The organism is Verrucomicrobiota bacterium (genome assembly GCA_037139415.1).
Taxonomy (GTDB): Bacteria; Verrucomicrobiota; Verrucomicrobiia; order Limisphaerales; family Fontisphaeraceae; genus JBAXGN01.
Window position 1 is genome coordinate 1 of record JBAXGN010000021.1, and the last position, 12,098, is coordinate 12,098.

12 protein-coding genes are annotated in these 12,098 nt (G+C 58.1%); 9 read left to right on the forward strand and 3 right to left on the reverse strand.

Going from position 1 to position 12,098, the window contains the following annotated elements; translation table 11 throughout:
* Positions 1-129 precede the first annotated feature (129 nt).
* Positions 130-2,454: a VCBS repeat-containing protein gene (locus WCO56_05585; protein MEI7729018.1), complete on the reverse strand. Its 2,325-nt coding sequence runs from the start codon at positions 2,452-2,454 to the stop codon at positions 130-132.
* A 42-nt stretch (positions 2,455-2,496) separates the two neighbouring features.
* A complete protein-coding gene (locus tag WCO56_05590) occupies positions 2,497-3,192 on the reverse strand; it encodes a DUF1080 domain-containing protein (protein ID MEI7729019.1) in 696 nt (231 codons plus the stop codon).
* A 313-nt stretch (positions 3,193-3,505) separates the two neighbouring features.
* Here WCO56_05590 and WCO56_05595 point away from each other — a divergent pair, with 313 nt between their 5' ends.
* Together WCO56_05595 and WCO56_05600 are read left to right on the forward strand one after the other, a co-directional pair.
* Positions 3,506-3,955: a nucleotidyltransferase gene (locus WCO56_05595; protein MEI7729020.1), complete on the forward strand. Its 450-nt coding sequence runs from the start codon at positions 3,506-3,508 to the stop codon at positions 3,953-3,955.
* Between the two features lie 113 nt (positions 3,956-4,068).
* Positions 4,069-4,518 (forward strand): CBS domain-containing protein, encoded by a 450-nt coding sequence (locus WCO56_05600; GenBank protein ID MEI7729021.1) that lies wholly within the window; start codon positions 4,069-4,071, stop codon positions 4,516-4,518.
* A gap of 17 nt (positions 4,519-4,535) precedes the next feature.
* On the opposite strand, the gene WCO56_05605 is transcribed toward WCO56_05600, so the two are convergent.
* Positions 4,536-5,915, reverse strand: a complete 1,380-nt coding sequence (locus tag WCO56_05605) for a hypothetical protein (protein ID MEI7729022.1) — start codon at positions 5,913-5,915, stop codon at positions 4,536-4,538.
* A 440-nt stretch (positions 5,916-6,355) separates the two neighbouring features.
* Here WCO56_05605 and WCO56_05610 point away from each other — a divergent pair, with 440 nt between their 5' ends.
* From WCO56_05610 to WCO56_05640, 7 genes are all read left to right on the forward strand, one after another.
* Positions 6,356-6,829: a type II toxin-antitoxin system VapC family toxin gene (locus WCO56_05610; protein ID MEI7729023.1), complete on the forward strand. Its 474-nt coding sequence runs from the start codon at positions 6,356-6,358 to the stop codon at positions 6,827-6,829.
* Positions 6,830-6,833: 4 nt separating this feature from the next.
* Positions 6,834-6,998, forward strand: coding sequence for a hypothetical protein (locus tag WCO56_05615; protein MEI7729024.1), 165 nt, complete (start codon positions 6,834-6,836; stop codon positions 6,996-6,998).
* A gap of 406 nt (positions 6,999-7,404) precedes the next feature.
* Positions 7,405-8,571: an ABC transporter substrate-binding protein gene (locus tag WCO56_05620; protein MEI7729025.1), complete on the forward strand. Its 1,167-nt coding sequence runs from the start codon at positions 7,405-7,407 to the stop codon at positions 8,569-8,571.
* A gap of 72 nt (positions 8,572-8,643) precedes the next feature.
* The gene (locus WCO56_05625) at positions 8,644-9,537 is read left to right on the forward strand and encodes a branched-chain amino acid ABC transporter permease (protein MEI7729026.1); all 894 of its coding nucleotides are present in this window, start codon (positions 8,644-8,646) and stop codon (positions 9,535-9,537) included.
* Positions 9,537-10,628: a branched-chain amino acid ABC transporter permease gene (locus WCO56_05630; GenBank protein MEI7729027.1), complete on the forward strand. Its 1,092-nt coding sequence runs from the start codon at positions 9,537-9,539 to the stop codon at positions 10,626-10,628. The genes WCO56_05625 and WCO56_05630 overlap by 1 nt, the downstream gene beginning before the upstream one ends.
* Positions 10,615-11,397, forward strand: a complete 783-nt coding sequence (locus tag WCO56_05635; protein ID MEI7729028.1) for an ABC transporter ATP-binding protein — start codon at positions 10,615-10,617, stop codon at positions 11,395-11,397. Before WCO56_05630 ends, WCO56_05635 begins: the two co-directional genes overlap by 14 nt.
* Positions 11,378-12,079 (forward strand): ABC transporter ATP-binding protein, encoded by a 702-nt coding sequence (locus WCO56_05640; GenBank protein ID MEI7729029.1) that lies wholly within the window; start codon positions 11,378-11,380, stop codon positions 12,077-12,079. The genes WCO56_05635 and WCO56_05640 overlap by 20 nt, the downstream gene beginning before the upstream one ends.
* Positions 12,080-12,098: the final 19 nt, after the last annotated feature.

Below are 12,098 nucleotides of genomic sequence, written 5' to 3' on the forward strand. Positions count from 1 at the left end.
ATTGCGCCAGGGATTTTTATTAAAAACCCGTCCCAGTGTCGAAAGTTCGGTTAATTGTCTTCATGCTTGATCGGATGAATAAGCATCCAACCATTGTGGCTCTTTGTCAAGATTGTCTAATTGCCCCTTTTATTCCTGCGGATATAACAACAAACGGTTATGGACCAGGATGAGCAGGTCGTTTTTGCCGTCGCCGGTGAAGTCGGCAATGATGGCCTCGCGCGGCTCGGGGAAGTTGCCTTGCATACCACGGAAGGTGCGCTCTTCAAACACCTGCCAGCGGTTGGCAGGCACCAATTTGCCGTTGCGGTCGTAGATGACGATATCTATGTAGTTGCGTGCGGTTTCCAGGAAAACCAGGTCCTTGCGGCCATCCTGATTCAAGTCACCCGTGACGACGTCGCTCAGGCGTCCGTCCTTGATGGGGGTCTCATAGCCGTCCAGTTCATTGAGTTCCCACACCTCACCCTGAAGCGGCAGCCAGGCGGCGGTGCTGCCACCCAGGAAGCCAACGCTGTTCGGCTTGGCATCGCCCAGACCCAAGGGGCAAAGCTCGGTGAATTCGGTAAAGGGCAAGGGCAGACTGCGCGTCACCTGCCAGGCGCCGCTGGCATCGCGTTCGGATAGGGTCAGCGTCTTTTTCTCGCCATCCAGCAGGAACAACGAAGGAACCGGGCTGCCCGCCTTGGGCAGGGCGGTGGCGGCGACAATCCGCGAATTGACGGCAGCGCCATTGATCTGTTCCTTGACTTGGAAATTCCAGTTGGTGGGACCGTTGTTCGGGGCGACATCGCGTTTCAAGACCACCGCGCGCAGAAAATTTTTCTGCGCCAGCAACAGCTCTTCCCGCCCGTCGCCATCCACGTCGGCGCGGCCCAGCCAGGGTTGCTCCGCCGCGCCACCCGGGGGGGCCAGATCGGTTTCCTCGAAGTCTCCGCCATCCGTCTGCCGCAGCAGTTTCAACTTTTCATAGGGGATGGCGACGACAAAATCCATCAAACCGTCCTGGTCAAGATCATGCGCCAGGAGCGAGGCGGGGTTGGACTTGAAATTTTCACCCAGCTTCTGGGAACGGGTATGGCCATCCGCGCCGCGCAGCACAAAGGACCGTTTGCCATCCTGCTCCACGATGACGGCAAGCTGCGGTTTGGCCTTGGGGGACAACCGCGCCGTGGTGATGGCCAGCGGACGCCCTTCAAGCGGGATCAGCGTGGGGAACGCCACCCGCCCGTTGGGATCGTATCGAGTAACCCCGACCTGCCGCTCATCCGCGCTTAACAGGAAAATTTCGGGACGCCCATCGCCATCCCAATCTGCCACAGCGAGATCGGAAACCCCGGTGAGGGTGGAAAAGGTGCGCCCGGCGGCCAGGGTGCCATCCTTCTGCTGCAAATAGATGGTAAGTTGCCCGCTATCCGGCTCGGCCACCAGCAAATCGCTCAACCCGTCGGCGTTCACGTCGGCCCATAACATACCGCGTTTGCTTTTGGTGGATTTGTTCAAGGGCAGGATTTGGAATTGGCCGGCGAGAAAGGGGGTGGAGAGTTTTTCCGCCGGTTTGCGGATGAATTTGGAAACGGCGGCGCGGCCGGAATTCAACGCGATGGTGACAATTTCGGTTTTATGGTCCTGCTCCAGGTCGTCCGCCCAATAGGATCGAATCGGTGCCATGGGGAAATAAATTTCCGGCCCCAACTGGCCGGCGGCACCTTGGAAACGAACGCGGAGGGGATTGGGCGAATCCCAGTTGGACAACAACAAATCCTCACGCCCGTCGCCGTCAATGTCCAGCACTTGCACGGATTTGAGCGTGCCGGTGAACGGGATTTTTTCCGGTTCCCCCAAAGTGTGATCGGGCTTTTGCAGGAACACATAAATCTGGTTTTCCCCGAGCAGCAGCAGGTCCGTGAGGCCATCGCCATTAAGATCTCCGGTGGCCAGGCAGTTGGGGATCAACTGGCCGTCCTCGATCTGCCAGCGCTTGGGGGCGCTCCAACCGTTCGAGCCCTGGTTGTAGAGCACCACCAGTTCCTTGGGATCGCCAAAATAGGCCAGGTCCGGCCGGCCATCGCCATTGAGGTCGGCCACCACCAGATCGGCAATGCGTTTTTCGGAGGCGATGGATTCAATGCGGAACCGCGAATCTGGCGGCAACTCATTGGCCTCGCGTTTCATCGTCCTAGCGGGAGCCCGGTTGGTTTTGCCGGTTTGATTGTAAAGCAGGTTGATTTTGGAACGGGCATTATTGACCACGATCACGTCCAGCAATCCGTCGCCATCCAGGTCGGCGCAGCGCAGGTTGCTGATCTGCTGCTCAATGGGAAAGTGTTCCGGCCCGGTAAAGCCGAACGTGCCGTTGGTGCTCTCGGCGTGCGCCAAGCCGGTCAAACCGCAGGCCAGCAGGATCCCTGCCAGCCACCCGCGTTGCCTCCGGAGCAAAAAGGTTGGATTCATGATCTTTCTTTCATTCCGTTCTGACGAACCAGGTGAAGAAACCTATTTCGCGGCGGGCAGATGGGTCAGCGTGATGTTTTTCAACACGCCCGTGGTGGCCCAAGTCGCGATGCCAAGGGGTTTGGATTCTTCAATTTCACCTGGGCGCAGCGAGATGACCTTATCCCGGTAATCCACGTTGGCGGTCTGCTTGTCATCAATCCAAGCCTCGATTTTCGTCGCGGTGACGCGCACGCGGATATGGTACCACTTGCCGTTTTCAAAACTCAGGAAGGCCGTGGTGTCGTTTTCCGAGGCATCCATGCTGTCAATGCTGGAAATGCCCACGGTGCCGCCCCCCCAGCCGCCCACGATAAAGGTGCAATGGGATTTCTGCACCGGAAACGTCAGGCCGCAAAAAAAGTCGCTGCCGGATCGCCGGCAGGCATCGAGGTTGATTTCAAAATTCACCGTGGGCACCGGGTTGGTGTAGTTGACCCCGGTCATGACGGCTTCGTTCAGGATCAACTCGCCGTTCTTCACCTCCACCTGGCCTTTGCCGGCAAAATCGGTGACCCGCCAGCCATCCAGCGACCGTCCGTCAAAGAGGTGATCCACGTCGGGTTCAGCGGCTGACGTTGTGGCCGCCGGAGCAGCGGGCTTGGCCTTGGCCGTTTGGGTGGGACCACAGTGGCAACCGGCCAGGCCGAGTGCCGCAATGAGTGAAATGGCGAGTATGCCGGTGAAACGCAAATTCATCGTTTTACTTTCAATTGGTTTATGACTATGCATCAGTGCGGTGTTTATACGCCCAGCGGGCGGAACTTGGAAATGAAATTTTCAAGTTGGCGCTGCATGCCAACCAGCACCGGTGGCCGAGCGGGAGAAAAAATCCGGGGAAAAATTCTTGGTATTGCCGGTTACTTCAGATAACCTATTCCTGTGGAAAAAGTAACCGCCAAATACACCTCGTTCGCCGCCGCGGAAAAGGCGGAACGCGACTATTACCGTTCCTTGAGTCCCGCGGAACGTCTGAGCATCGTATTTGAGCTGCAACAACAAGGCCAACCTGATGAAACTGAGCCCCGATCTGCGCGAGTTTGTCGCCTTACTAAACTCAAGGAAAGTTAGGTACCTGGTGGTGGGCGGCCACGCCGTGGCTTTTCACGGTTTTCCGCGTTATACCGGGGATGTGGATTTTTTTATCGCCGGTTCGCCGGACAACGCGGAGCGAATCACTGAGGTAATCCGTGAATTCGGGTTCGGTTCAGTGGGCTTTCAAACTTCGGATTTCCTGGAACCTGGTGTGGTATTGCAACTGGGCCGGCCCCCCAACCGCATTGATATACTGACGTCCATAGACGGTGTGGCGTTTGACGAAGCGTGGGCAAGCCGGGAAGAGGCTGCGTTGGATGGTTTGCCGGTGCCCTTTATCGGCAAACAGTGCCTCATTCAAAATAAGCGCGCCTCGGGACGTCCCCAAGACCTAGCCGACATCCAACGGTTGGACGATGCTTCTTAACCGTAGAAACCATCGCCGAAAAAACCGAAAAATCCGCAGTTGGCAACCGTAAAAAGGCTGCTACATTAGCCGCAGCCCGTGAAATGCAAAGTAATTGAGTAGAATAACATACCATGAATACCAGTGGCGCTGTGAGTTCAGTGTTGGCCATGAAGGCCAAACCCGGTGAAATCTGTACCATCACCCCGGAAAACACGGTTTATGAGGCCATCCAAAAGATGGCCGATCACAACGTTGGCGCACTCCTGGTCATGTCCGGGGAGCGGCTGGTAGGCATGATCACCGAGCGTGATTACACCCGCAAAGTGGCGTTGCGCGGCAAACAATCAAAAAACACCCTCGTTCAGGAAATCCTGACCACGAACCTCACCACGGTGGCCCCTAATCAAAGTGTGGATGAATGCCTGCGGCTGATGACCCAGCACCGCATCCGGCATTTACCGGTCGTGGAAAACCAAAAAGTTCTGGGCGTGGTCTCCATCGGCGACCTCGTCAACTGGATCATCACCACGCAAGGCGTCATGATTGATCAGCTTAAGAAATACATCGGCGGTCATTATTAAACGGGCAGACCGACTTGCTAACGTTCCGCGGTCAGACCTGCTTTGATCAGGTTCACAGCCTTCTCCGCACCGCTCCCCTCCCCGCCGCCGGTGAACTTGAAGTCATCCAGACGCTGTTCCAGGTTCTTTCCTGGAGCCAGTCCGCCCAGAAATTTATCCCATTCCGCTCCTTGGGCGGCGGGCAGGTTCGCCCGCCAGACTGCGTACTTGGCCAAGGCATCGCCCGCCAGCACCATCTTGCCAAAATGCGCCTTTTGCGCCGTGACATCCGGTTGCACCCAGGCGGCATAACATATAACCGGCAGTTGCACCGGCGTTTTGCTTTCAATTTCCGCTTCCCAGCTCACCAGGTTTTTGTCCGGATCCCATGCGCCGTTGGATTGCAGTGGTTCCACCGGCAGGCTCAGTTTGACGGTTAGTTTGTCATCGCCACCGCCCAGGGAAAAATCAATGGCTTCCTCGCCCAGTTTACCGAACGCCTCCTCCGGCGTCGGCGTTTTTGCATCGGCTTCCCCCGCATGCTCCTTTTCCCAACGCTTTGCGTATTGCTCATAGTATTTTGTTTTGGCTAGGAAGGCCTTCCACGACTCCACCGCCGCCTTTTGGTCCTTCAGGAACGCCTGCTTGACCGGCTCACCCAGCTTGTCCGCCAGGCACGCCCGGAGCAGTTTGATCCAGGCTTCCTCGTCCACCTCCAGCAAGCTGGCCAACAGCATCGGCGCCTGTTCCCCATGCACATACCCGTGTTCGATGGCATACTGCACACTGCGCGCTGTCAGTGTGGCCAAGGCATTGGTTTCCTTTTTTCCGGACAGGGCCACTTGCAAGAGGTATAGGTTGAGGTTCTTTAAATCTTTGCGAAAAGGACCATCCAGAAACTGTTTCAGCGCCTGGAACCCCTTCGCCTGGCCCAGTTCACTCTGGAGCCATTCCGTGATCAGGGTAGCCACTTGGTCCGTGGCTTTCAGGCGCAGCTCAAGACGTCCATGCAAATCGTCCAGGCCCCGGACTCGTTCCAGGTACGTGGAGAAACTGCCCAACGAGGTATGGAAATGCCGGTATTGGCCCGCGCCTCCCACATCATTGGGCAACTGATCGGAAAACACCCCGTCGAACACATGCCAGTCCTTGCCGGCGTCGTAACGATAATTCGGAAAAATCGCCTTCAACCGATTCAGTTCATCCGCGGGGAACTCCACCGTTTTGGTGTCGTTCCCATCGTTATCCACTCGGCGGCAGCTCAGCATGCGCTGGATGAGTTCTCCCTGCGGTTGAAGTTCCACCGTGTACTCCTCATGCGGACACCCGGTGGTGAGGAGTAACAGAGACGTAAGGGCGAGCGGCGGCGCCAGCCGGATGAACACCTTACCAAACCAAGTCGTATTGATGCCGGTCATAAGTGTGTTCAGGATGCACATTGCCAATCCTAATAACAAGCGCCAAAACGAACCGTGCGTGTTTTGCCAAGGCTGCCAGCGCGTTGGGGCGTTACGAATACTACGAGGTGGGTAGGGTCTGTGGTTCCGTCCCCCCTCACTTTGGCCCTTGCCTCAAGGAATCGCGCGAACCGCATTTTTTGGTGCGATGGCAGAATCCGAGGGTGAAAGGGGCGGATGACGACACCGCTTTGTATGAAACCCCATGCATGAGCGGAAACCTGCTGGATTATAATGCCCGCAGGCTCCCGTGGCGCGAATAGCTTTATGTAACACAAAAGGTTTGAGCATCCTTATCCAAAACGGCAGCCAACTAACGCGCTGCGGTAAATGAGAAACGGACCGGGTAAATACGATTCTAGTCTTGCTTTTGAGGCTAATTAGAATCAATGCTGTTTGACGTGAAACCGAAGCTCTATCTTGAAACTACCGTGCCAAGCTACCTCACCGCTTGGCCCAGCCGGGATTTGATCCGAGCCGGCCACCAGCAAATAACGAAGGAATGGTGGCAGACTCGTCGAAACGGTTTCGACATCTACATCTCGCAATTTGTATTAGATGAGGTTACCGCAGGCGACGCAGATGCCGCAAATGAGCGTCTTTCGGCACTCCAGAATCTTCCACTGCTTGACCTCACGGATGATGTAATTGAACTGGCTGAGGCTTTGACAACCTCCCTTGTGCTGCCGCATAAAGCGGTCACCGATGCAGCCCATATCGCCATTGCAGCAGTCCATGGAATGCACTTCCTGCTCACTTGGAACTGCAAACATATTGCCAATGCGGAGATGTTCGGCACCATTCAAAAAGTGTGCCAGGAGAGAGGATTTCAATGTCCGGTGATTTGCACTCCAGAAGAATTGATGGGAATATAGGCTTATGATGAAAGACGACATTATCAGTCAAGTGCGGCAGGTACGCGAACAGAACGCGGCCAAATTCAATTATAAGTTGAAAGCCATCATGGCAAACGCCCGCAAACGTCAAAAGGATTCGGGACATCCAGTGGTGTCCTTCGCTGTAAAACCCAGGAAGGCGATTTGACAAGCGCTTCATGGGGAAGGCCGGGGGGTAAAAGGGGCGGATGACGACACCGCTTTGGATGAAACCCCATGCATGAGCGGAAACCTGCTGGATAGCAATACCCGCAGGCTCCCGTGGCGCAAATGGGTTGGGAAACCCCAAGGCCTTGGCGCGCTGATCCAAAACGGCGTCGCGGCCCCTTTACCCCACCTTGCCGCCGTACTCCAAAATTTCCCGCGCCGTCCTGTTTGAGACTCGTCATCTACGTTTGCGGTTGGGCTGCCATGGGAACACCCGAATAGCCGCTTCCAGATGGAACCAAACCGAGCTTGAGGCAGCCCTGGTGTTTTGCGCGATTGACGAACCGGCGGAGTTTTGCCATGATCGCGGCATTAGCAAAATGAAAGAGCAACAATCTATCAGCCTAATGAAAATGACATTCAAGGTATTGGCAAGTCTGGTGCTGGCCATGGCGTTTGCGGGCACAGCGAGTTTGCAAACGGTCCAAGCAGCCGAGGGACCGATTAAAATTGGCGCACTGTTCTCAGTGACCGGTCCCGCCTCCTTCCTGGGGGCACCGGAATCCAAAACCGCGCAGATGCTCGTGGATAAGATCAACGCGGAAGGCGGCCTGCTGGGCCGCAAGGTGCAACTGGTGATCAAGGACACCGGCGGCAGCCCGGAGAAGGCCGTCTCCTTCGCCCGCCAATTGATCGAGGAGGAAAAGGTGCTGGCCATCATCGGCCCCTCCACCAGCGGTGAAACGATGCAGATCAAGGCGCTGTGCGAGGAAAACAAGATGATCCTGATTTCCTGCGCCGCCGCAGAAGTGATTGTCAACCCCGTCGCGAAGTACGTCTACAAGACGCCGCAGAAAGACAGCCAGGCGGTCACGTGGATCTTCAAGACGATGAAGGAAAAGGGCATCAGCAAGATCGCCGTGTTGAGCAGCAACGACGGCTTCGGCAACGCAGGCAAAAAACAGGTTGAAGAAATGGCCAAGGCGGAAGGCATCCAGATTGTGCTGAGCGAGGTGTATGACAAACAGGCCACCGACCTGACCGACGTGCTGACCAAGGTGAAATCCACCGCCGGCGTGCAAGCGGTCGTCAACTGGTCTATCGTCCCGGCGCAATCCATTGTGTGCAAGAACCTCAAGCAGCTTGGGCTGAATGTGCCGCTGTTTCAGAGCCATGGCTTTGGCAACCGAAAATATGTGGAGCAGGCGGGCGTCGCGGCCGAGGGCACCCTGTTCCCGGCGGGCCGTTTGCTGGTGGTCGAGGAACTGGCGGACAGCCATCCGCAAAAGAAGCTCCTGGCCACCTATAAGAAAGATTATGAGACCACCTTCAAGGAAGACGTCAGCACCTTCGGCGGCCACGCCTATGACGGCGTGCTGATCGCCACGGCGGGCATCAAGCAGGCGGGCTCGACCGACCGCGAGAAAGTGCGCGACGCGATTGAAAATCTCAAGGGCCTCGTGGGCACGGCGGGCATTTTCAATTTCTCCGCCAAGGATCATACCGGCCTGGACCTCGACGCGTTTGAAATGCTGACGGTCAAGGATGGCAAATTCACCATTTACAAAAAGTAACGAAGGGGTTTCAGGAAACTTCGAGCCCCGGTGTGGCATCAAACCCGGGGCTTTTTTCTAAACCGCCACGGCATGGAAAATGGCTCCATCATATTGCAGTATCTGCTATCCGGCATCACCAAGGGCGGCATCTATGCCGTCGTGGCGATCGGATTCAACCTGATCTACAGCGCCACCGGCGTGCTGAATTTTGCCCAGGGCGAATTCGTGATGCTCGGGGGCATGGTGGCGGTGACGCTGGCCCTCTTCGTGCCGCTCCCCGTGGCCGTGGTTGGCGCGGTGGTGATCGTGGCCCTGCTGGGCTGCCTGCTCGAAATGGTATTCTTCCGGAGATTGCGCAAGCATTCCATCCTGCACCTCATCATCATCACCATCGGCCTGTCCATCGTGATTCAGGAAGTCGCGCTGCACATCTGGGATGAGAAAGTGCGTTCCCTGCCCTACTTCACCGGCAACCAGGTTTCCTCCATCACGCTGTTTGGCGCGATGATCTCGCCCCAGGTGCTCTGGGTATTGGGCGCGGTGGGACTGTCGGTGGCGGGGCTGCACGTCTTTCTGAAGTACACCCTGACCGGCCGGGCCATGCGCGCCTGTTCCTCCAACCCGCAGGCGGCGATGCTCGCGGGCATCAACATTTCCAATATGCGCACGCTGGCCTTCGGGCTCAGTGCCGCGCTGGGTGCGTTGGCCGGATGTGTCATCTCACCCATCACCATGACGCATTATGAAATGGGCGGGCCGCTGGCCATCAAGGGATTCGCCGCCGCCATTCTTGGCGGGTTGGGCAACCCCATGGCAGCCGTGGTGGGCGGGTTACTGGTCGGCATCCTGGAAGCGTTCAGCGTGAGCCGGCTGCCGTCGGCGTTCAATGACGTATCCGCCTTTGTCATCCTGCTGTTGGTTCTGTTCGTGCGGCCGCACGGATTGATGGGCCGGCCGGCGGGCGATAGCGTGAGGGAACATTGATGAAACTCTTGCGCACCTCATTCCCCTTTCTGTTATTTGCCGTGGCGCTGATCGCCACGCAACTGATCATGCGCGCCACGGAGACGGAGTATTGCCTCACGCAGCTCACCATGTCGCTTTATTACGCCGTCGTGGTGCTGGGCCTGTGCCTGGTGATGGGTTATGCCGGGCAGGTGTCGCTGGGGCACGGCGCGTTCTTCGCCCTGGGCGCGTACACCTCGGCCTTCCTCACCACCCATAACTTTGCTTCCGTGAAAGACTGCGCCCTCGCCAAGGCATTTCAGGACTGCCACGGCTTCATTCTGAAGAGTGATCTGTACGGCGGCCAGCTTATGGTGGTGAATCCGTGGGCGGCATTCGTAGCGGCGCTGGTCCTTACGGGGTTGATCGCCGGCCTGATCGGGTACCCGGCGCTGCGGTTGAAGGGTCATTACCTGGCCATGGCCACGCTGGGCTTTGGCCTGATCGTCAATAAGATGATCACCGGCACCGACTGGCTGGGGGCCACCGATGGCATCAATGGCGTGCCGGAATGGAACATCCTGCCCGGCCTGATCGTCACCGGCAAATCGGCGGCGCGCGTTCCCAACTTCTACCTCGCGGGCGGACTGCTGCTGCTGTTGTTGGTGCTGCTGCGCAACCTGGTGCATTCGCGGGTAGGCCGGGCATTGCAGGCTATTCATGACCGGGAGACTGCGGCGAACGCAATGGGGATCAACACCGCTGCGTACCGGCTGAAGACCTTTGTGCTCAGTGCCGTGCTCGCCGCCGCCGCCGGGGTGTTCTTTGCCCATTACACCGGCGGCATCTCGCCCTCGGAGGCCGGCGCGGTGAAATCCGTGCGATACGTGGCGCTGGCGGCCGTGGGCGGCATGGCCAATCCGTGGGGCGTGGCCGCCATGAGCACCTCGCTGAACTTCTGTTCCTTGCGCGGCTGGTTTGGCAGCTACGATCAGGCGGTGTTTGGCGCGATTCTGATTATCATTATTTCCGTGGCGCCGGATGGCCCGTTGAAACCGATTGGGGCCTGGGTGCAACGCATGTTCAAACGCATCTTCAACCGGGGAAAGGCGGAACATGGCGCTGCTTGAAACCAAAAACGTGCGCCGCTGCTTTGGCGGACTGGTGGCGATCAACCAGGTCAGCTTCCGCGTTGAGCCCGGCCAGATCAAGGGCCTGATCGGCCCCAACGGCGCGGGCAAGACCACGATGTTCAACATCATCTCCGGCCTGCTGCGGCAGGACGAAGGGGAAATCCTGTTCAAAGGCCGCCCCATCCACGGGCTCAAGCCGTTTCAAATTGCCCGGCTGGGCATCTCGCGCACCTTCCAGAACCCCAGCCTCTTCCTCCAGATGAACGTCGTGGAGAACGTCATGGTGGGACGCCATCGGCGCAGCCATTGGGAGTTCCTGGGTTGCTGCCTGCGGTTTCCCGGCCAGCCAAAAGAGGAGCGGGACATCCGCGCGGCGGCGATGAAGCAACTGGAATTCTTCGGGCTGGCCGGGCTGGCGGAAACTCCGGCCAGCGCGCTCGCCTTTGGCCAGCGGCGCATGGTGGAACTGGCCCGCGCCCTGGCCACGGAACCGGAATTGCTGCTGCTGGATGAACCGGCCAGCGGCCTGAACAACAAGGAAAAGGAAGACCTGGGCGCGCTCATCCGCCGGATTCGCGACCTCGGCGTCACCGTCTTGCTGGTCGAGCATGACATGACGATGGTGATGTCGCTCTCGGATGACATTGTGGTATTGCACCACGGCACGCCGATTGCGGAAGGCCCGCCGGCGGTGATCCAGAACGATCCCAAGGTGATCAGCGTCTATTTGGGCGGAGATTTTGAGCATGTTGCTGCAAGTAAATAACCTGCGCTGCGGCTACGGCAGCCTGGAAGTGATTCACGGCGTCAGCCTGCATGTGAATGCGGGCGAGATCGTGGGGCTGCTGGGCGCCAACGGCGCGGGCAAGACCTCGCTGCTCAAGGCGATGGTCGGCCTGCTCTCCCCCACGCATGGCGACGTGCGCCTCGATGGCCGATCCGTGCGCGGCCTGCCCCCCTGGCGTAGCGTCAGCAACGCCATGGTGCTGGTGCCCGAGGGTAAAATGATCTTTGCCGACATGACCGTGCATGAAAACCTGCTCATGGGCGGTTACCATAATCCCGATCGCACGTTGCAGATGGAACTCATCCTCGACCGCTTCCCGCGGCTGCGCGAGCGCATCAGCCAATTGGGCGGCACCCTCTCCGGCGGCGAACAGCAGATGCTCGCCCTGGGGCGCGCCCTGATGGCCCGGCCAAGACTGCTGCTGCTGGACGAACCCTCGATGGGCCTGGCCCCGCTGATGGTCAAGGAGGTCTTTGCGGAGATTCAGCGGCTCAAAGACCTGGGCGTCACCGTGCTCATCGTGGAACAAAACGCCCTGGCCACCCTGCAAATCGCCGACCGCGCCTACGTGCTCGAAACCGGCGAGATCATCCTGGAAGGCCAGGCCGCCGACCTCCGGCACAACCCCGAGGTCAAGCGCGCTTATCTGGGGAAAGGGTGATAGGATCCATTTTCCGTTA

Coding starts and splice junctions, on each gene's coding strand:
- WCO56_05615 (MEI7729024.1), top strand. CDS start 6,834: ATGATGAAAGACGACATTATCAGTCAAGTGCGGCAGGTACGCGAACAG.
- WCO56_05640 (MEI7729029.1), top strand. CDS start 11,378: ATGTTGCTGCAAGTAAATAACCTGCGCTGCGGCTACGGCAGCCTGGAA.
- WCO56_05585 (MEI7729018.1), bottom strand. CDS start 2,454: ATGAATCCAACCTTTTTGCTCCGGAGGCAACGCGGGTGGCTGGCAGGG.
- WCO56_05635 (MEI7729028.1), top strand. CDS start 10,615: ATGGCGCTGCTTGAAACCAAAAACGTGCGCCGCTGCTTTGGCGGACTG.
- WCO56_05590 (MEI7729019.1), bottom strand. CDS start 3,192: ATGAATTTGCGTTTCACCGGCATACTCGCCATTTCACTCATTGCGGCA.
- WCO56_05625 (MEI7729026.1), top strand. CDS start 8,644: ATGGAAAATGGCTCCATCATATTGCAGTATCTGCTATCCGGCATCACC.
- WCO56_05600 (MEI7729021.1), top strand. CDS start 4,069: ATGAATACCAGTGGCGCTGTGAGTTCAGTGTTGGCCATGAAGGCCAAA.
- WCO56_05620 (MEI7729025.1), top strand. CDS start 7,405: ATGAAAATGACATTCAAGGTATTGGCAAGTCTGGTGCTGGCCATGGCG.
- WCO56_05605 (MEI7729022.1), bottom strand. CDS start 5,915: ATGACCGGCATCAATACGACTTGGTTTGGTAAGGTGTTCATCCGGCTG.
- WCO56_05595 (MEI7729020.1), top strand. CDS start 3,506: ATGAAACTGAGCCCCGATCTGCGCGAGTTTGTCGCCTTACTAAACTCA.
- WCO56_05630 (MEI7729027.1), top strand. CDS start 9,537: ATGAAACTCTTGCGCACCTCATTCCCCTTTCTGTTATTTGCCGTGGCG.